At 65.5% G+C, this 18,500-nt stretch carries 21 protein-coding genes; 6 read left to right on the top strand and 15 right to left on the bottom strand.

Annotated features, from left to right (window positions below; genetic code table 11):
* Window positions 1-68: 68 nt before the first annotated feature.
* Both recA and IEX78_RS05705 read right to left on the bottom strand, forming a co-directional pair.
* A complete protein-coding gene (recA, locus tag IEX78_RS05700) occupies window positions 69-1,106 on the bottom strand; it encodes a recombinase RecA (protein WP_188827721.1) in 1,038 nt (345 codons plus the stop codon).
* A 177-nt stretch (window positions 1,107-1,283) separates the two neighbouring features.
* Window positions 1,284-1,733 (bottom strand): nuclear transport factor 2 family protein, encoded by a 450-nt coding sequence (locus IEX78_RS05705; protein ID WP_188827722.1) that lies wholly within the window; start codon window positions 1,731-1,733, stop codon window positions 1,284-1,286.
* A gap of 123 nt (window positions 1,734-1,856) precedes the next feature.
* Here IEX78_RS05705 and IEX78_RS05710 point away from each other — a divergent pair, with 123 nt between their 5' ends.
* A complete protein-coding gene (locus tag IEX78_RS05710) occupies window positions 1,857-2,399 on the top strand; it encodes a CGNR zinc finger domain-containing protein (protein ID WP_188827723.1) in 543 nt (180 codons plus the stop codon).
* Here IEX78_RS05710 and IEX78_RS05715 read toward each other — a convergent pair.
* From IEX78_RS05715 to pgsA, 9 genes are all read right to left on the bottom strand, one after another.
* Window positions 2,372-3,565, bottom strand: a complete 1,194-nt coding sequence (locus IEX78_RS05715) for a tetratricopeptide repeat protein (protein WP_229683728.1) — start codon at window positions 3,563-3,565, stop codon at window positions 2,372-2,374. The two genes, IEX78_RS05710 and IEX78_RS05715, sit on opposite strands and share 28 nt — an antisense overlap.
* A gap of 4 nt (window positions 3,566-3,569) precedes the next feature.
* A complete protein-coding gene (locus IEX78_RS05720; protein WP_188827724.1) occupies window positions 3,570-3,761 on the bottom strand; it encodes a DUF3046 domain-containing protein in 192 nt (63 codons plus the stop codon).
* A gap of 41 nt (window positions 3,762-3,802) precedes the next feature.
* Complete coding sequence (locus tag IEX78_RS05725; protein ID WP_188827725.1) at window positions 3,803-4,954, bottom strand: glycosyltransferase; 1,152 nt, start codon at window positions 4,952-4,954, stop codon at window positions 3,803-3,805.
* A gap of 27 nt (window positions 4,955-4,981) precedes the next feature.
* Window positions 4,982-5,158: a hypothetical protein gene (locus tag IEX78_RS05730; protein ID WP_188827726.1), complete on the bottom strand. Its 177-nt coding sequence runs from the start codon at window positions 5,156-5,158 to the stop codon at window positions 4,982-4,984.
* Window positions 5,159-5,282: 124 nt separating this feature from the next.
* Window positions 5,283-6,128 (bottom strand): phage shock envelope stress response protein PspM, encoded by an 846-nt coding sequence (gene pspM, locus IEX78_RS05735; protein WP_229683729.1) that lies wholly within the window; start codon window positions 6,126-6,128, stop codon window positions 5,283-5,285.
* Window positions 6,129-6,229: 101 nt separating this feature from the next.
* Window positions 6,230-7,054 (bottom strand): phage shock protein PspA, encoded by an 825-nt coding sequence (gene pspA, locus IEX78_RS05740; protein ID WP_188827727.1) that lies wholly within the window; start codon window positions 7,052-7,054, stop codon window positions 6,230-6,232.
* 136 nt (window positions 7,055-7,190) lie between these two features.
* Window positions 7,191-7,631 carry a helix-turn-helix domain-containing protein gene (locus tag IEX78_RS05745; RefSeq protein WP_188827728.1) on the bottom strand — a complete coding sequence of 147 codons (441 nt, stop codon included), beginning with the start codon at window positions 7,629-7,631 and terminating at the stop codon, window positions 7,191-7,193.
* Between the two features lie 90 nt (window positions 7,632-7,721).
* Window positions 7,722-8,225: a CinA family protein gene (locus IEX78_RS05750; RefSeq protein WP_188827729.1), complete on the bottom strand. Its 504-nt coding sequence runs from the start codon at window positions 8,223-8,225 to the stop codon at window positions 7,722-7,724.
* Window positions 8,222-8,857: a CDP-diacylglycerol--glycerol-3-phosphate 3-phosphatidyltransferase gene (gene pgsA, locus IEX78_RS05755; RefSeq protein ID WP_188827730.1), complete on the bottom strand. Its 636-nt coding sequence runs from the start codon at window positions 8,855-8,857 to the stop codon at window positions 8,222-8,224. The genes IEX78_RS05750 and pgsA overlap by 4 nt, the downstream gene beginning before the upstream one ends.
* A 260-nt stretch (window positions 8,858-9,117) precedes the next feature.
* Here pgsA and IEX78_RS05760 point away from each other — a divergent pair, with 260 nt between their 5' ends.
* Together IEX78_RS05760 and IEX78_RS05765 are read left to right on the top strand one after the other, a co-directional pair.
* Window positions 9,118-9,615: an amino-acid N-acetyltransferase gene (locus IEX78_RS05760; RefSeq protein ID WP_229683730.1), complete on the top strand. Its 498-nt coding sequence runs from the start codon at window positions 9,118-9,120 to the stop codon at window positions 9,613-9,615.
* A gap of 16 nt (window positions 9,616-9,631) precedes the next feature.
* On the top strand, window positions 9,632-9,922 hold the full coding sequence (locus IEX78_RS05765) for a YciI family protein (RefSeq protein WP_188827732.1): 291 nt from the start codon (window positions 9,632-9,634) through the stop codon (window positions 9,920-9,922).
* 54 nt (window positions 9,923-9,976) lie between these two features.
* On the opposite strand, the gene IEX78_RS05770 is transcribed toward IEX78_RS05765, so the two are convergent.
* Complete coding sequence (locus tag IEX78_RS05770) at window positions 9,977-10,954, bottom strand: TerC family protein (RefSeq protein ID WP_188827733.1); 978 nt, start codon at window positions 10,952-10,954, stop codon at window positions 9,977-9,979.
* A gap of 27 nt (window positions 10,955-10,981) precedes the next feature.
* Complete coding sequence (locus IEX78_RS05775) at window positions 10,982-13,555, bottom strand: DNA translocase FtsK (protein WP_188827734.1); 2,574 nt, start codon at window positions 13,553-13,555, stop codon at window positions 10,982-10,984.
* 266 nt (window positions 13,556-13,821) lie between these two features.
* Between IEX78_RS05775 and IEX78_RS05780 the strand changes: the two genes are divergently transcribed.
* Both IEX78_RS05780 and IEX78_RS05785 read left to right on the top strand, forming a co-directional pair.
* Window positions 13,822-14,211 carry a DUF4189 domain-containing protein gene (locus tag IEX78_RS05780; RefSeq protein WP_229683795.1) on the top strand — a complete coding sequence of 130 codons (390 nt, stop codon included), beginning with the start codon at window positions 13,822-13,824 and terminating at the stop codon, window positions 14,209-14,211.
* A 29-nt stretch (window positions 14,212-14,240) separates the two neighbouring features.
* Window positions 14,241-14,792 carry a WKL family lipoprotein gene (locus IEX78_RS05785; RefSeq protein ID WP_188827736.1) on the top strand — a complete coding sequence of 184 codons (552 nt, stop codon included), beginning with the start codon at window positions 14,241-14,243 and terminating at the stop codon, window positions 14,790-14,792.
* A gap of 57 nt (window positions 14,793-14,849) precedes the next feature.
* Here the strand turns inward: IEX78_RS05785 and IEX78_RS05790 are convergent, their stop codons facing one another.
* Both IEX78_RS05790 and dapA read right to left on the bottom strand, forming a co-directional pair.
* Window positions 14,850-16,964 (bottom strand): ribonuclease J, encoded by a 2,115-nt coding sequence (locus IEX78_RS05790; protein WP_188827737.1) that lies wholly within the window; start codon window positions 16,962-16,964, stop codon window positions 14,850-14,852.
* Window positions 16,961-17,869, bottom strand: coding sequence for a 4-hydroxy-tetrahydrodipicolinate synthase (gene dapA / locus IEX78_RS05795; RefSeq protein ID WP_188827738.1), 909 nt, complete (start codon window positions 17,867-17,869; stop codon window positions 16,961-16,963). Before dapA ends, IEX78_RS05790 begins: the two co-directional genes overlap by 4 nt.
* Before the next feature lie 150 nt (window positions 17,870-18,019).
* On the opposite strand from dapA, the gene IEX78_RS05800 reads away from it, so the two are divergent.
* Complete coding sequence (locus IEX78_RS05800) at window positions 18,020-18,484, top strand: hypothetical protein (protein WP_188827739.1); 465 nt, start codon at window positions 18,020-18,022, stop codon at window positions 18,482-18,484.
* The last annotated feature ends 16 nt before the right edge of the window (window positions 18,485-18,500 follow it).

Below are 18,500 nucleotides of genomic sequence, written 5' to 3' on the forward strand. Positions count from 1 at the left end.
AGTTAAACCAGCATCGGAGCCCTGGTCGGCGCCAGCTCGCGCGGGGTTAGCCGAGGGGGACATGAAGGTCAGAAGTCGGCAGGTGCGTCGGCATCGACGGTGATATCGGCACCGATGCCCAGCTTCTCCTTGATCTTCTTCTCGACCTCGTCGCGGATGTCGGTGTTTTCCAGCAGGAACTTGCGGGCGTTTTCCTTGCCCTGACCCAGCTGGTCGCCCTCGTAGGTGTACCAGGAACCCGACTTGCGAATGAAGCCGTGCTCGACACCCATGTCGATGAGCGAGCCTTCCTTGGAGATGCCGTGGCCGTAGAGAATGTCGAATTCGGCCTGCTTGAACGGCGGGCTGACCTTGTTCTTCACGACCTTCACGCGGGTACGGTTGCCGACCGCGTCGCTGCCGTCCTTGAGCGTTTCAATGCGACGAACGTCGAGGCGCACCGACGCGTAGAACTTGAGCGCCTTACCACCGGTTGTCGTCTCGGGCGAGCCGAACATGACGCCGATCTTCTCGCGCAGCTGGTTGATGAAGATGGCGGTGGTGTTGGAGTTCGACAGTGCGCCGGTCATCTTGCGCAGTGCCTGGCTCATGAGGCGAGCCTGGAGACCAACGTGGCTATCGCCCATTTCGCCTTCGATTTCGGCACGCGGCACGAGCGCGGCGACGGAGTCGATGACGATGATGTCGATGGCACCGGAGCGCACGAGCATGTCGGCGATTTCCAGGGCCTGCTCACCGGTGTCGGGCTGCGAGACGAGCAGCGCGTCGGTGTCGACACCGAGCTTGCGCGCGTAGTCGGGATCGAGCGCGTGTTCGGCGTCGATGAACGCGGCGACGCCACCGGCGGCCTGAGCGTTGGCGACCGCGTGCAGCGCGACGGTGGTTTTACCCGAGGATTCGGGACCATAGATCTCAACGACGCGGCCGCGCGGCAGGCCGCCAATGCCGAGCGCGACATCGAGTGCGATGGAACCGGTGGGAATGACGGCGATGGGCTGACGAGCCTGCTCGCCGAGGCGCATGACCGAGCCCTTGCCGAAGCTCTTTTCCACCTGCGCGAGTGCCAGTTCCAGCGCTTTATCGCGATCGTAGGCCTGCGGTGCCATGGTGTTTTCCCCTCTGGAGGTGGTGTCTTTCGAAGTTGGCGCCCACAGTAGAGGCCGGCACCGACAAGTTCTGTGGCCTCAGCGTAGTCGAACACCTATTCGAGTCAAGCGACGCGCCTGGCAACACGCGCGGCATCGGCGATAACCAGTGTTCCCGCAGGACATTGACGCGGTCAGCTATTGCTGAGGCAACTCCGATTCGTCGCCTTCGGGGCGCGTTCCGAAGATCCGTCGCTCGGATTCGGCGATGCGTACATCGTTGATGCTCGCCTCCCGTCGCGCCATGCGGCCGTCGGCAGCGAATTCCCACTGCTCGTTGCCGTAACTGCGCCACCATTGGCCGGTTTCGTCGTGCCATTCGTACTGAAAGCGCACCGCGATGTGGTTGTCGGTGTAGGCCCACAGCTCTTTCCGGAGTGCGTAACCGTTCTCGACTTTCCATTTGCGCGTGAGGAAGTCGACGATCGCGGCATGGCCGGTGAAGAACTCGTCGCGATTGCGCCAGACCGAATCCGGGGTGTACGCGGCGGCGACCCGTTCGGGATCGCGTGTGTTCCACGCGTTTTCGGCGGCACGCACCTTGACGCGCGCCGAGTCAAGGTCAAAGGGAGGCAGCGGGGGACGCATGAAGATCTCCTCAGATTCACACTCGGAATTCAAACCAGCAAAACCATGTTTACCAGTTAGACAGTAAGCTCGGCAGACACCTTCGTCAACCGGCAAAATCCCGACAGTGGTTAGGAGTTCGCAGTGACCACTCCGACTGATCCGCGCCCCCACACCGGCGAACCACTCGCCATCGACCTGCTCAACACCCGCTGGCAGGGCGACTCCCCCGGCGACCTACTCAGCGACCTCGCTGGCGTGCGACGGTGGCTCGAACTCACCGGCGTCGCCGACGAAGTCCCCGCCGACGACCACACCAGCGAGGCCCTGCTTTCCGCCCGCGAAGCGATCCACACAGCCGTGACCAGCGGCGACGCGACCGCGCTGAATCAACTCCTCGACCTCGGTCGAATTCGCCGCACCCTCGCCGCTAACGGGCCACACGACATCCCGGAAGTCGCTGACCCTGCCAATCTCCCCGGCTGGTTGGCCGCCAACAATCTCCTCGACCTGCTCAACGCCGCCCCGAATCGCATTCGTCAGTGCGCCCACCCCAACTGCGTCCTGTTCTTCTACGACACCTCAAAAAATGGCACGCGACGCTGGCATTCGATGGCGACCTGCGGCAATCGCGCCAAGGCAGCGCGGCACTACGCCGCTCAGCAGAGTTCGTCGAGCAGTCGGTAGTAGTCGAGCAGCCGCTGATCAGGGCGAACGCCGCCGTACTCGGCGTAAAACGCGGTCAGTGCCTGCTCACCTAACGCCGTCAATTCCCGTTCGGCGATGGCGAGGTCGCGCGCCCGATCGGCGACGCCGACGCCCGCGACGTCGACCATCGTGCCGTCGGCGAGCACGTTCTCCGGCGTGAAATCGCCGTGTGCGACAACATGATCGTCCTCGGCTGGCCGCTGGACACGTACCCTGGCGATCACCTGTTCCGGGGTGAGGTCGGCGTGGTCGTCGTCGAAATCGGTGACGTCAACCAGCCCCTCAACCACCCGACGTTGCGCGAGCGGCAGCATCGCGTCAAGCCCACTATCGAACGGACAGTCAGTCAGCGCGTGCAGCCGACGCAAGACGCCGCCCATCGTGGCCCCCACCTGCACGGGATCGTCGAGCTCAGCCAACGACAGTTGCGCGACATGCACCGTGACCAGCACGTCTTCGGCGAATTCGACCACCGACGGCACCGCAACCCCCACCGACGCCAGATAGCGCAAGCGCTGGTATTCGGCGATAGCGCGCGGTCCGCGCACAACCCAATAGTCGCCCGCGCGCGCTGGCCCACTCGACGCCCAAATAGGCGCGGTACCAACCAACCGCGCGACGGAAAGGGGCAGTTCGATCGCCATCTCGTCGAGATGCTCAAGGGCAGCCGTTGTTGACTCGATGAGCTCGGGGTCGCCGTCAGCTACCCGCAACCGCAACGCCTCCCCGAGCAACTGCCGCGCCTCTTCGCGCTGATGCTGTTCAGCAAGTGATTTGCCAAGGTGATGCGCGGCGAACGACACCACATCGGGGTCGTGCGCGCGGCTGGCGTTCAGTGCGCGACGGTAGAGGAGCTCGGCTAACGCGGGCTCGCCTCGGTAGCGGTACACGTCGGCGAGGTTGATCCACACGGTGATGCGGCGGCGAGGCGTGTCGGCGAGGTCGAGCGCCTGATCAAGCTGGTCGAGCGCCTCATCATGGCGGCCAAGCAGCATCAACGCGATCCCGAGGCGACGAAATCCAGCGAAATCGACCGGGTGCGCGGCAGCGACGCGAGCGGCGAGACCAGCGGGGTCGACCGGGATCATCCGCAGTCGCTCATCGAAGCGATACGGCCTGGTCGGCGGGCTCGCCGCGGTGGTCACTCCATCACCATCGGACCCGTGGGACGTCGAATTCCGCGCACAACGCACGCCACACCTCACGCGGGTCGATACCGGCGTCGATCGCCGCCGATCCCGTGCGCCCAAAGGCGGGGATCACGTAGTCGATCAGCATGGAGTCGGCACGCGCGACACCAAACTCGGTGTGCATCAGCTCCTGAAACTCGGTCAATCGCACGCATCCCAAGATACTCGTCCCGGCTTGACTCGTCAGGTTCGCTAGTCGCCGACCGCCGCGTGCAGGATGTCGACCGGATCAGCGACCTCGGCAAGTCCAGCGGCGGCGCTGGCTGCCGCGACCGCGAAGGCCGGGTCGTCAAGAACCGTGCGCACCGCAGCGCCGACGGCTTCGGCGGTCAGTGGCCGGACCAGCACCGAAGCACCGTGTCGCGCTGCTCGATTCGCCAATTCCCACTGGTCACCGCCGCCGGGAATGGTCACGATCGGCACGCCCGCCGCCAGCGACTTCGCGAGCAGACCATGCCCGCCACCACCAACAACGACGGCCGCTTTCGCCAGCAGCGTGTCTTGCCGGCCCAGCCCAGCGGTCGCCCAGCTCGGCAGGTCAACCGGCGGAGTGTCGAGGGTCGACACCGCGACGCGCACGCCCATCCCGGCCAGCCCTTCGAGCACGGTTTCGACCATCGATGCCACGCCCGTTTGCGCGGTCGATGGCGCGACGACGACGAGCGGCGCGTCGCCCGGTGGCAACGGCAGTTCGTCGTCGGTCGGCTCCCACAACAGCGGGCCGACGAGGTGCGTGCGCTCCGGCCAATCCGGTCGGTCGACTTCCAGCGCGGGCAACGTGGCGATCAGCCGCGCCGCCGGACCAGGTTCTTCGGCAGGCAATCCGATGCTGACGCGCGCGTCGGCGCGTTCGCGACCGCCGCGTCGAATGTCGCGTTCAGTCATGGTGCGCAAAATCGAATCCCGCAGGCGACCACGCACACCTTCGCCCGGTGCGAGCCCACTTCCGATGGGCGGCAACGCTTTTGAGGGAAGGTAAAGCGGATGCGGGGACAGCTCGACCCACGGCAACCCGAGTCGCTCGGCCGCCATTCCACCGCCGGCGGTGAGTACGTCGGACACGACAAGGTCGGGCAGCATCGCGCCGATTTCCGGCAGGTTTTCCGTCGCGATGTGGGCGGCGCGGTCGTGAATGCGCGCGCCCGCGTCGGCGTCGTTGTCGGTGGGACGTGGGGCGAGCCCGCGGAGTCGCCGAACGCTGATACCCGCGTCGCGCGCGGCGTCGAGCCAGCGTGGACCGGTAAACAGGACCGGTTCGTCGCCAGCGGCGAGCAATCGCAGCGACAGCGCGATAGCGGGAAACGCATGCCCTGGATCAGGTCCGGCGACAATAGCGACTCGCATGGTGGTCACCCTGCCATACGGTTGCCGTTACTGATCGAGCGGTGCCTTCGCCCCGTTCGAACCCGCGACCGCCTTGTACAGCAGGTAAACGCCCGTTCCGATCGCGGCGATCACCACCAGCGGCAGCACCAACTTGATCACCGCGCCGATCAACCAAATCGCGATGATGCCGACGACGACAATGCCAATGACTTTCCAGACCATGATGACTCCTCGCTAGTGATCCGAACACCTTTGACTCTGCCACTGCGAAGTCGGTAAATCACCAGGTCAGCGCCAATATCCGGGGCAGGTTCAGGGTTCACCCTGACGCCGCGAACACCCACCCTTAGCGCGGACGATCGACCGGCGGCTCGGCCAAATCAGCCAACGCCTGGGCCCAGCCGTCGAGGCGGTCGGCGGCTTCGCGCAGGTCAGCGACGATCCCGTTGAACTGGTAAGCGACGACGGTGTCTTCCGGCACGGCGAGAATCCGCGCGGCAGCGGCGACGAGCTGTTCGTATTCGACAACGCCGGTTTCCAGCCTCGCGACAACGCCCGCGACCGTGGCGGTAAGCGCGGCGACCGTGTCGGGGTTGGCCCGCCCGACGGTGTCGGCGGCCCGTTCCATCGCGACGATGTCGGCGGCAAGCGCGTGCAACGCGGCAGCACCCGAGCGCGCGGTGTCGAGCAGGTCGCGCAACTCGTCTTCGGGCAGGCGACGCCCACGCGCGATCTGGTCGCTGAGGTCATACAGCGCTCGTTCCGCGCGAATCAACCGCTGGATGGGCGCGCGTGCCGCTGACCGCAACGGTGGCGACTTAGGGGCGATAAACGCGGCCTGCGGCAACGGCTGACCACGCGTGCGCAAATACCGGCGCGCGTTCACAGCCGTGCCGGTGACCAGGGCGACCGCGCCGCCACCAATCACGACAACCGCCCACGCTGGCGCGGAAACGACAGCGAGCCCAACAACGCCGACCGTCGTGAGCCCGGAGGCGGTACCAAGCTGAAAGCTGCGTCGCCGCAACCGCCGTCGGCGACGCAACTCCCGTTCGCGCGGGTCGGCCCACTTCCGCACGGCGACAAGCGCTTGCGAACCAACTTCACGCAGCGTCGCGGGAACACCGCCGCTGGCCGCCGCTCGTGAAAGCGCGGCGGGTTCGGCGAAACCGCGTCGTTGCTTTGCGCTCATTGCCGAGTTCCTTTCACGAAAGTGACCGATGGCGCGGACACCACCGGTCGAGCCGGGGTTTCCGCGCCGTCGCGTCGAGCGATATTCGGTTGTGCGTTGTGTTACTGCTGGGCCGCCTGGCCGGGGCCCTTGTTGATCTGCGGCGGTGCGGGTTGCTGCGTGGCCGACGTGGCACCCGCGTTGTCACCGGCGGGCAACGCGTCGCCACGCATGGACGCGCGGATCTGCTCAAGCTTGCTGTGGCCAGCCATCTGAATGCTCGCCTGCTGTACTTCCATCATGCGCCCCTGCACCGTGTTCTGCGCGAGCTCGGCAGAACCAAGGGCATTGGCGTAGCGACGTTCGATCTTGTCGCGCACCGCGTCGAGGCTGGGTGTGCTGCCCGGCGCGGACAGGGTGGAGTCCATCTGCTGCAGCGAGGCCGATACCTGCTCCTGCATCTTGGCCTGCTCAAGCTGCGACAACAGCTTGGTGCGCTCAGCGACCTTCTGCTGCAACATCATCGCGTTCTGCTCGACAGCCTTCTTCGCCTGCGCGGCCGCCTGTAGCGACTGGTCGTGCAGCACCTTGAGGTCTTCGACCGACTGCTCGGCCGTGACGAGCTGAGCGGCGAACGCCTCGGCGGCGTTGGTGTACTGAATCGCCTTCTCCGCGTCGCCCGCGCCCGCGGCCTGGTCGGCCAGCGTGACCGCCTGTCGCGCGTTGGCGTTGAGCTTTTCGACCTCGTCGAGCTGTCGGCTCAGCTTCATCTCCAGCTGACGCTGGTTGCCGATCACCGATGCCGCCTGCTGCGACAGCGCCTGATGCTGGCGCTGCGCCTCCTCGATCGCCTGCTGAATCTGAACCTTCGGATCCGCATGCTCTTCGATCTTGGAGTCGAAGAGGGCCATCAGATACTTCCAGGCCTTCGCGAACGGATTAGCCATCGATTGATCCCGCCTCCATCTGTGCGTCGCGCGTGCGACTGGGGACTTCCAAAACCTTGCACTAACTACGAGAGAGAATCTATCCGCTCTCGCGGGCTATGCGCAGCGCTCCCACTTCGATCGTGGGCTGGGCGCCTCACATTCCCTTCACCAGGACAAGCATTTCCGCACGCGGCGCGGGGATGACGATGCGCGTGTCCTCCGCGATCCCGATCCGCCCCGAGGTGCCCGATGCCGCCGACGCTGATGCCGCGGCCGGGCCCTCAGCGGGTTCGGCGGGCGCTGCTTCGGCCTCTTCACGCGCACTTGGCCCGGTGAGCGCGGGCTCGCGTGGCGCGGAACCGTCGGCGCTCGCCATCAGCGTGCTGACGTCCCACAGCACCCGCGACAGCGGCAGGTCGAGTGCTTCGCAAATGGCGGCGAGCAGCTCCGACGACGCCTCTTTTCGCCCCCGCTCGACTTCGGACAGGTACCCGAGGCTTACGCGCGCCGAGGTTGACACCTCGCGCAGCGTTCGATGCTGGGCCAGACGCGCACGCCGCAGACTGTCCCCGATTGCCTCCCGCAGCAGCGTCATCTCGTTCTCCTCCACCTCGGGTCACCGCCGTAGCGGCGTTACCTCTTTCTGGCACAACGTCGAGCAATCGCCGCTGGTTCCCGAGTACCCCTACTTAGGGTCAGGAATCCGCGTCGGTGTCGCGACGGTCACAGCGGCAAGCAATTCCCGCACCGCCGCCGCGACCGCGCCGGTTCTGATCGTCGCGCGGTCACCGGCCAGTTTCAACCCGATGACGGTGCTTTGTTCAGCCCCTGCCAATCCGAGGTATACCGTCCCGACCGGGTGCCCGTCTTGGGAATCGGGTCCGGCAACCCCGGTAATGCCGATTCCCCAATCGGCACCACACCGCGTGCGCGCGCCCTGGGCGAGCTGCACGGCGGTGGTCGCCGATACCGGTCCATCGGTGGCGAGCACTTCCTCGGATACGCCTGCGAGCTGGTGTTTTAGGTCGGTCGCGTAGACGATCAGCCCGCCGCGCAGCACCGCGCTCGCGCCTGGAACGTCGGCGATCGTGGCGGCGATCAAGCCTGCCGTCAACGATTCAGCGGTCGCGACCGTCTGCGAGGCAGCGATCAACGCGGCGACAAGTTCGACGACGGGCGCGCCGGTCATGCGCGTCGCGCCCGACCACCGGCCACCCACACCCGCGCGGCTTGGCCGACGTAATCCAGGCCCGTGACCACGGTCAATGCCAGCGCCGCGTACATCAACGCCATTCCCGCGGTCGCGAACGCCCCCGACAGCGGCAAAACCAGCAACGCGATGGCGACCGACTGCACGAGCGTCTTAAGTTTGCCGCCGCGACCAGCGGGTATCACTCCACGACGCACAACAATAAGCCGCAGCAGCGTGACGCCAACTTCGCGCCCGCAAATCACCAGCGTGATCCACCAGGGGAGGTCGCCCAGCATCGACAGCCCGATCAGTGCCGCACCGATGAGCGCCTTGTCGGCGATCGGGTCGGCCAATTTGCCGAAATCGGTCACCAAACCGTATTTGCGGGCGAGTTGCCCGTCGAAGCGATCAGTGATCGCGGCGAGCCCGAAAATCGCAGCGGCGACCACCCGCCAGCGAGTCTCGTGACCCCCGTCAACGAACAACGCCCACACGAAAAGCGGGACAAGCACAATGCGCGCGATGGTCAACACATTGGCGATATTGAGCAGGGGAACTCCCGCTTCGGCACGGTCGTGCGAACCCTGCGGGGCTAGCTCACGGTTGATCTCATCGGGCTGCACGCTCATGCCCCACCCTCTCGGCACGCACCGACATAGCGCCGCGCATCTGACTCATCGCGCGCGGTTTGCTCGCACCCGTCGTGCCGCGATGTCCGGTCGTGTTGCCCGGCGCGATGCGGTGAGCGGAACGACAGGATGTGCGGCACACGTTCAGACTATCGGTAACCGGGCCGACTAATGTGCACCCCATGACCTCACGGGGACCACTGGGTGGTTCGACCAGCGACATACAGCCCTCATCGCCGCCGCATGCCAGGGCGCGCGCGATGTCGGATGTCGCTGTGCGACGAGCCCGTACCTCGGATGTCCCGGAAATCAAACGCCTTGTCGATGAGTACGCCGGTCGCATCCTCCTGGAAAAGAATCTCGTCACTCTCTATGAATCGGTGCAGGAATTTTGGGTTGCTGAAGTCGACGGGCGCGTCGTCGGCTGCGGTGCGCTGCACGTGTTGTGGGCCGATTTGGGCGAGATTCGCACTGTCGCGGTCGACCCTGCCGTCAAGGGCCGTGGCGTCGGCGGCATCGTCGTGGAGCGGCTGATCGCGGTCGCGCGCGCGTTGCAGTTGCAGCGGGTGTTCGTGCTGACCTTCGAAACCGACTTCTTCGCCAGGCACGGCTTTATCGAGATCGACGGCACCCCGGTGACGGCCGAGGTGTACGCCGAGATGTGTCGCTCCTACGACACCGGCGTAGCCGAATTCCTCGATCTGAGCTACGTCAAGCCCAACACCCTGGGCAATACCCGCATGTTGCTGACCCTGTAAGGAAAGTTGAGTAGCTGTGCCTATCTTCGCCGTGCATTACACCTACACCGAGGCAACCGCCGCCGATCGACTCGCGAATCGGCCCGAGCATCGCGGCTGGCTCAACGCGCTCGTCGCCGACGGCACCGTGCTGTCGAGCGGCCCCTACCCCGACGGCAGCGGCGCGCTGTTGCTGTTCTCCTTCGACGGTGACGCCGCCGCGCTCGCCGAGTTCCTCGGCAACGACCCGTTCGCCAAGCTCGGCCTCATCGAAGCCGTGCGCGTTGTCGAGTGGCTGCCGGTGATGGGCGCGTTCGCCGCCGAATAGTCCGCCAACAACAAAGCGCGCCCACTTGAGCAAGTGGGCGCGCTTTTTCGATTTCTACGCTTGACGGCCGCGCGTGCGCAGCAAACTCGCGACGGTCGCGACAACGAGAATGCCGATGATCACCCCAAGCGACAGCGGCGTCGAAATCTCGGGCACGGTCACATGCTCGCCCCCGTTGATAAACGGCAACGTGTTCTCGTGCAGCGCGTGCATCACCAACTTCACGCCAATGAACGCGAGAATCGCGGCAAGCCCGTAGGACAGGTAGACGAGCCGGTCAAGCAGGCCGCCGATGAGGAAGAACAGCTGTCGCAGGCCCATCAGCGCGAACGCGTTGGCGGTGAAAACCAGGTATGGCTCGGACGTCAGGCCGTAAATGGCCGGAATCGAGTCGAGCGCGAAAAGCAGATCGGCGAAACCAATCGCGACCAGCGCGAGCAGCAACGGCGTCACCACGCGCTTGCCATCAACGCGGGTGATGAGCTTGTCGCCGTCGTAAGAATCAGTGGTCGGCAGGAATTTCTTGATAAGCACGGTGATCCGACTGTCGACCTGCTGTTCGTGTTCGACCTCGTGGCCGCTCTCGCGCAGCAATTTCACCGCCGTGAAGATCAAAAACGCGCCGAACAGGTAGAACACCCAGCTAAACGCACTGATCGCGGCAGCGCCGACGGCGATGAATGCGCCGCGCATCACCAGCGCGAGCACGATGCCGATGAGCAGCACCTTCTGCTGGTACATCCTCGGCACCGCGAAGCTGGACATGATGATCAAGAAGATGAACAGGTTGTCGACTGAGAGCGCTTTCTCGGTCACAAAGCCCGCGTAGTACTCGCCCGCGTACGTGCCGCCCCACTGCCAGGCGACGTAGCCACCGAACGCGAGCGCGAGCCCGATGTAGACCGCCGACCAGATTCCCGACTCCTTGAACGTCGGTTCGTGCGGCGTTCTGACGTGGGCAAAGAAGTCGAAGACGAACAAGCCGGCGATCACAACGCCGGTGATCACCCATTCGAGCGCGGTTACGTTCATGAGGCCATCATGCCTGAAATGTCCGTTTCACTCGTTAGCGGCTGGGTCCCCTCCACGAATCGACCACAGTAGCCCGTCCAGTTCGTCCGGCTTGATCAACACGTCGCGCGCTTTGGAACCTTCGCTCGGGCCAACGACGCCACGGGTTTCCATCAGGTCCATCAACCGGCCCGCCTTGGCGAACCCGACGCGCAACTTGCGCTGCAACATCGACGTCGACCCGAACTGCGACGTGACAACCAATTCGACGGCCTGCAACAGCACATCCATGTCGTCGCCGATATCGGGATCAACGTCCTTGACCTCGCCCGCCTTGGCGGCGGTGACCCCTTCCTGATACTCCGGCTCGGCCTGGGTCTTGCTGAAGTCGACCACCGCCGCGATCTCCTCATCGGAGATGAACGCGCCCTGCAAGCGAGTCGGTTTGCCCGCGCCCATCGGCAGGAAAAGGCCGTCGCCCATGCCGATGAGCTTTTCCGCGCCGGGCTGATCGAGGATGACGCGCGAGTCGGTGAGCGACGACGTCGCGAACGCCAACCGCGACGGCACGTTGGTCTTGATCAGACCGGTCACCACGTCGACCGACGGTCGCTGCGTCGCCAAAACCAGGTGAATCCCGGCAGCGCGCGCCTTCTGCGTGATGCGCACGATCGCGTCTTCGACGTCGCGCGGCGCGGTCATCATCAGGTCGGCGAGTTCGTCGACGATCGCGAGAATGTAGGGATAGGGCCGGTAGACGCGCTCGCTGCCGAGCGGCGCGGTGATCTGCCCCGACTTCACCTTGCGGTTGAAGTCGTCGATGTGGCGAACCTTGTTGGCCTGCATGTCCTGATATCGCTGTTCCATCTCCTCAACCAGCCACGCCAGCGCGGCGGCGGCCTTCTTCGGCTGAGTGATAATGGGCGTGATCAGGTGCGGAATGCCCTCGTACGGCGTGAGTTCCACCATTTTCGGGTCGATCAAGATCATCCGCACTTCGTCGGGGGTCGCCCGATGCAGCAGCGAAACCAGCATCGAGTTGACGAAGCTGGACTTACCCGAGCCGGTCGAGCCAGCAACAAGCAGGTGCGGCATTTTGGCGAGGTTGGCCGAGACGAATTCGCCTTCGATGTTCTTGCCAAGACCGATGACCAGCGGATGGTGGTCGTTGCGCGTATGCGGCGACTTCAGCACGTCGGCGAGACGCACGAGTTCGCGGTCGGCGTTGGGCACCTCGATGCCGACGGCCGACTTGCCGGGAATGGGCGCGAGCAACCGCACATTCTCGGTCGCGACGGCATAGGCGAGGTTGCGCGCGAGCGCGGTGATTTTCTCGACCTTGACGCCGGGGCCGAGCTCAACCTCGTAACGGGTGACCGTCGGGCCACGCACGAATCCGGTGACGGCAGCGTCGATTTTGAACTGAACGAGCACCTCGGTAATGGCCTCGATCATCGTTTCGTTGGCCGCCGACCGCTTTTTGGGCGGGTCGCCGTCGATGAGCAGGTTCAGCGGCGGCAGCGTGTAGTCGCCATCGACAACGCGATCGGTGACGAATTCTGGTTCCGCGGGCGGTGGCGGCGGTGTTTGGTCGACGGGCGCGACGGTCGGCCGCTTGCGCGCCGGTTTGGGCGCGGGCGCTGGGGCAGGCGCGGCAGCTGGTGCGTCGAAGAGACCGTCCATCGGTTTCGCGTCGCGCAATGGCGGCTCACCGATGTCGTCGGTGTCGAAGTCGAATGCTGGGGTGGCCGAATCGGTTTCGCCCTTGCGTCGACGCCGTGACGGCGTGCGATGCACCGGGAAACCGTCGGCGTCGTAGTCGTCGTATCGGTCGTCGGAATGCTGGTCGTCGCCAAGCCCGAAGTACTCACGCAACCGCGACGGCACCTCACGCACCGTTGTCCCCGTCAGCAGCAAAACACCAAAAACCATGGCTAGCAACAACACTGGCAACGCGAGCCACGGCGTAAGCCCCTGCCCGAGCGGTGCGCCGATGAGCCAACCGGCAGCACCGGCCGCGCGCGCTCGACCTGCCGCGTCGCCCGGCGAGCCTGCGGCCAAATGCCACAACCCAAGCACCGGCAAGACGACAAGCGCGCCGCCTAACACCAAGCGCGGCCGAATTTCTGGATGCGGCTCCGTACGCATCAACACGACAGCGAGCCCGACAAGCAACAGCGGCGCGACCGCCGCTGCCGATCCACCGACCGCACGCACGATGTCTTCGAGCAGCCGCCCGACCGGGCCGCCAGCGCCCAACCACATCGCCGCGGCGATCACGACACTCACCGCGATCAACGCGAGGCCGAAGCCGTCGCGACGGTGCCCCGAATCGAGTTCGCCAGCGCGGCTGAGCGTGCGCGTTGTCGCGCCGACGCCCCGCGCGAGCAACGTCCAGCCGCTGCCGATGCCACGACCAACGACGGCGAGCGGCGCGGTCGATGACGCGCCCGTAGTCCGGCGAACCGGTCGGCGGGCGGCAGGTTTCCGTACCTGAGCAGGTGCCGCGCGCCCCCGCGTCGAGGCGCGCGGAGCCGGTGCCGCGGGTTTGCGCGCGCCACGCGACGCCGTCGATGCCGCCCGCGCGCGCGGCGTCGTTGTGCTACGGGGCTTTGCTGCCATGTCATCAGGCTAACGGTCAACGCCCCACCCAGACCATCGGCAACACTGGCACCAGCCGAGCTGGGCGGTGTTTGCGCAGGTGAGCCGCGTTGCCGACCCACCGACAAACTCTGCGTTTCGCGGTTAACCGCTTGCCGAATCCTTGCCGCGCGCCTACGAGACCTGTTGTGCGGCTAGCGCAATCAACGTTTCGGTCGGTACGTTGACTGCGCTCCATCGGGTCAACGACCCGGCTGCTTACGAAGGGGAAGCAACAAGTGAAGAGAATGTTCACCAGCGCCGCGGTGCTGGTCGCCACCACCGCGGGCCTGTTCGCGGGCAACATCGCGCCCGCTCAGGCGCAGGGCGGCAACTACTACGGCGCGATCGCGGCGAATGTCCGTGCTGGCGTTTATGGCTACGCCCAGGATTACGACAGCTACTCGGCAGCGCGGTCGGCCGCGATCAACGCGTGCGCTGGTGCGGGCGGCGGCGGTGGCTGCGCGGTCAAGGTGTCCTACCGCAACGGATGTGGCGCGATCTCAATCTCGAAGGGCTGGTGGGGTTTTGGTTCCGCGTCGACCCTCCAGGGCGCGAAGCGTGAAGCACTGAATGCCAACCCGGGTGCCGGTGCGTTCATCAAGCACTGGAACTGCACAAGCAACTACTCGCTCTGACCGCGCTCACTCCCAAGGGAAAAACAACCGTGCGTAATCGTTCACTGAAGACCGCGGCGGCCGTGGTGGCCGCTGTCGCCACCCTCGGCCTTGCCGCGTGCAGTTCGACCGACTCGTCGACCGGGACCGAAACCAGCGCCAAGCCCGCTGGTGGCCAGTTCGAAACCGGCGACAAGGCACCGGTCAAGGAAGAGGGCGTCGAGCCTGTCGCCACGCCCGCGCCCAACCTGCCCAAGCCGACCGCTGAGGAGCTCAACGCGCGCCTTAACAAGGCGCTCGCTGGTCTGCTGACTGGCGACGAGAAGAAGACCTACATCGAGGATGCCGACAAGGATCCGATGCTGGTCGACAAGTTCGTTGACGCGGCGAAGAAGAACAACGTCAAGGCGGCGATCACCAATGTGCCCGACGCCAAGGACGGCAAGATCCGCGCCGGTGCCGACGTGACCATCGACGGCAGCCCGGTCAAGGACGCGTTCGTCGACTTCGTCGCCGACGGTGATTCATGGAAGGTGTCACACACGTTCGCGTGCAACATCGTGAAGTCGGCCAAGCTCGATTCGGCCGCCTGCCAGGCGTAACAACCAAAAACGCAGGGCGCCAACGGTTTTCGTTGACGCCCTGCGTTTTTTGCGTTCTTAGACCTCGATGACCGTTGGCACGATCATCGGCTTACGCCGGTAGGTGTCGGCGACCCAACGCCCAACAACCCGACGCACGCCCTGGGCGATGCGGTGCGTATCGGTGACACCTTCGCCCGCCAGTCGCGACAGTTCCGCTTCGACGAGGGGGGTCGCGTCTTTGAGCGCGGCCTTGTCGTCGGAGAAACCGCGCCCGTTGATCTCGGTGCTCACGACCTTGCCCGAATCCGAGTCGATGACGACGGTGATGGAGATGAAGCCACCCTCGCCGAGCATGAGCCGATCCGACAGCGTGGACTCGCCGACATCGCCAACCTGGTTGCCGTCGACGTAAACATGCCCGACCGGCACGCGACCGACGATGGAGGCGATGCCGTCGACAAGGTCGACAACGACGCCGTCCTCAGCGAGCACAACGCGGTCCTCAGGGACACCGGTCGCCACAGCCAGCTTGGCGTTGGCGCGCAGGTGCCGCCATTCGCCGTGGACCGGCATCGCGTTGGTCGGGCGCACCGCGTTGTAGAGGTAGAGCAGCTCGCCCGCCGACGCGTGGCCCGAGACGTGGACCTTGGCGTTCTGCTGGGTGATGACCGTCGCGCCGAGCCGCGCGAGCCCGTTGACCACGGCGAAGACCGAGTTCTCGTTGCCCGGGATGAGCGACGACGCGAGCACGACAAGGTCGTCGGGGCGAATGTTGATCTGCCGGTGCTCGCCTCGCGCCATGCGCGACAGCGCCGACAGCGGCTCGCCCTGGGAGCCCGTTGAGATAAGCACGAGCCGGTTTCCGGGCAGGCTGGCCGCCTGGTCCATGTCGACAACAACGCCCTCGGGCACATTGAGGTAACCCAGTTCCTGGGCGATCTCCATGTTGCGGACCATCGAGCGACCGATGAAGGCAACCTTGCGGTTGTACTTCTGCGCGACGTCGACGACCTGCTGAATGCGGTGCACGTGGCTGGCGAACGACGCGACGATCACGCGGTTGGTTGCCTTGCCGATCACGTTGTCGAGCACGCCGCCGATCTCGCGTTCCGGCGTGACGAAGCCGGGCACTTCGGCGTTGGTCGAGTCGACGAGGAACAGGTCGACACCCTCGTCGCCGAGGCGCGAGAAACCGGCCAAGTCGGTGAGGCGACCGTCGAGCGGCAGCTGGTCGAGCTTGATGTCGCCGGTGTGCAGGACAACACCGGCGCCGGTGCGGATCGCGACAGCGAGCGCATCGGGGATCGAGTGGTTGACCGCGAAGTACTCAAGCTCGAACGGACCGTGCACGGTGGTCTCGCCCTCGGCGACCTCGCGCAGCTTCGGCTGCAACCGGTGTTCGCGCGCCTTCGCCGCGACAAGCGCGAGGGTGAACTTCGCACCGAGCACGGGGATGTCGGGCCGCTCACGCAGCAGGAACGGCACCGCGCCGATGTGGTCTTCGTGACCGTGCGTGAGCACGATGGCTTCGATGTCGTCGAGGCGATCGGCGATGGGACCGAAGTCGGGCAGGATCAGGTCGACACCGGGCTGCTGATCTTCCGGGAACAGCACGCCGACGTCGACAATGAGCAGCTTGCCGTCGTATTCGAAGACGGTCATGTTGCGACCGATCTCGCCGATACCGCCAAGCGCGAAAACGCGAAGGCCGTTCTTCGGCAGCGCGGGCGGCGCGCCGAGCCGATCCTGGGCGGCCTTGGGCGCGTTCTGCTCGCGACCACGATTGCCGCCCTGACGACCACGGTTGCCGCCCTGGTTGGCGTTGCCGCCATTGCCCGGTCGCGTTTCGGTCTCAGTCTTGCCGCCGCCCTGGCCACGGGTGCGCCCGCCGCGGCGTGAGCTCTTCTTCGGCGCGGTCGTCGACGTGCCCGCTGCCGTGCGCTCAGTCGCGATTTCGGTGACCACCTCGGTCTCGCCAGCGAGATCGGCTTCGGCGCCGATCACGGCGATGGGCTCGTCGATCGCCTCCGGAGCTTTGGCGGCCTTTTCGGCGGTTCCGCCCTTAGGCGGGATCACCTTGTCGATCGCGGCCTGCACATTCTCGACCGGGGTCTTTGCCACTGGGGCAGGCGCGCCAGCGGCACGACTAGCCGAGCGGCGACGGGTTTTCCGTGCGACGGGTTCGGTCATGCCGACACCCCCGCGGCTGCCAAATCCGCAGCCAATTGCTCAATCTGTTCAGAGGTAGGCATCAGCTGCGGCAATCGCGGCTCTCCTACGTCAACACCGAGCAAACGCAGTCCTGACTTGCACATCGCCACACCTCCGAGTCGGGTCATGGCCGCATACAGCGGCAGCAGTGTCGCGTTCAGTTCTCGTGCTTTCACGATATCGCCCGCGAGATAAGACTGGTGAAGCTCGCGCAACCGTTCGGGCACGAGATGCCCGATCACACTGATGAAACCGACAGCGCCAACCGACAGCCACGGCAGGTTGAGCCCGTCGTCGCCGGAGTAGAAGTCCAGGCCAGTCGATGCGATCAGATCGGCACCCGTGACCAGGTCGCCCTTGGCGTCCTTCACCGCGACGATGTTGGGCACCTCGGCGAGTCGCCGAATGGTGTCGATCGCGATGGGGACCACCGAGCGCGGCGGAATGTCGTAGAGCGTCACCGGAAGATCAGTTGCTTGCGCGACCGCGGTGAAGTGCTGAATCAGCCCTTCCTGGGTGGGTCGCGAGTAGTACGGGGTTACGACGAGCAACCCGTGCGCGCCCGCGTTTTCGGCGGCGCGTGCCAGTTCGATGGAATGCGCGGTGTCGTAGGTACCAGCGCCCGCGATGACGGTGGCGCGGTCGCCGACGGCGTCGACAACTGCGCGCAGGAGGTCGACCTTCTCAGCCTCAGACGTGGTCGGCGACTCACCGGTGGTGCCCGAGATCGCGAGCAGGTCGACTCCCCGGTCGACCAGACGTGCCGCCAACGCGACGCCAGCATCGACGTCGAGCTTGCCCGCAGCGCTAAAAGGGGAAACCATCGCGACACCGACTGTGCCGGACGCGCGGGGCTGCGTCTGCGTCGATTCACCGTTCGTCATGGTCAGCAAGGCTACCCGGTTACCAAGTGTGCTTCGACACCCTAGCGGCGCGAACGCCGCCCGCGCGTGTTCCTCGTGACGCCACCAATGAGCGCCGATGGCGTCAAACTTTTCCTGGCGTGACATCACCGATGACGTCATACTGATGTCATGAACCTTGACGCGTATACCGCGCGACTTCGTGCCGACATCATCGCCGCAGCGGCGTTGGGCGATGAGAAAACGCAGGCCACCGCCGCGGCGCTGGCCGCCGCGGTCGAAAGCGCGACCCGGCTGACGCTCTTGTCGGCTTTGTCGGAACTGGCCGCCGAAGTGAGTACCGAACTCGGCGACCGAACCGTCACCGTGCGGCTCGACAACACCGACGCCGTGGTGGACGTGCGCAAGAACACGCCCATTGACGACCCGACGGCCGAGCCCGACCCCAGCGTCAACCCGACCTTCGAGGAAATGACCGGCGACATCAGCCGCGTAACCCTGCGGTTGGTCGAGCAACTCAAGGCCAAGGCGGAGGACGCGGCGGCGCAAAACGGACAGTCGCTGAACTCGTGGCTGTCGGGCGCGGTGAGCGGCGCGTTGCGCGACCAGATGCGCGGTGGTGGCAAGGGGTGGTGACCCACCGCGAGTCACG

Origin of the sequence: Nocardia camponoti (assembly GCF_014646135.1) — a bacterium.
GTDB classification, from domain to species: Bacteria; Actinomycetota; Actinomycetes; order Mycobacteriales; family Mycobacteriaceae; genus Nocardia; species Nocardia camponoti.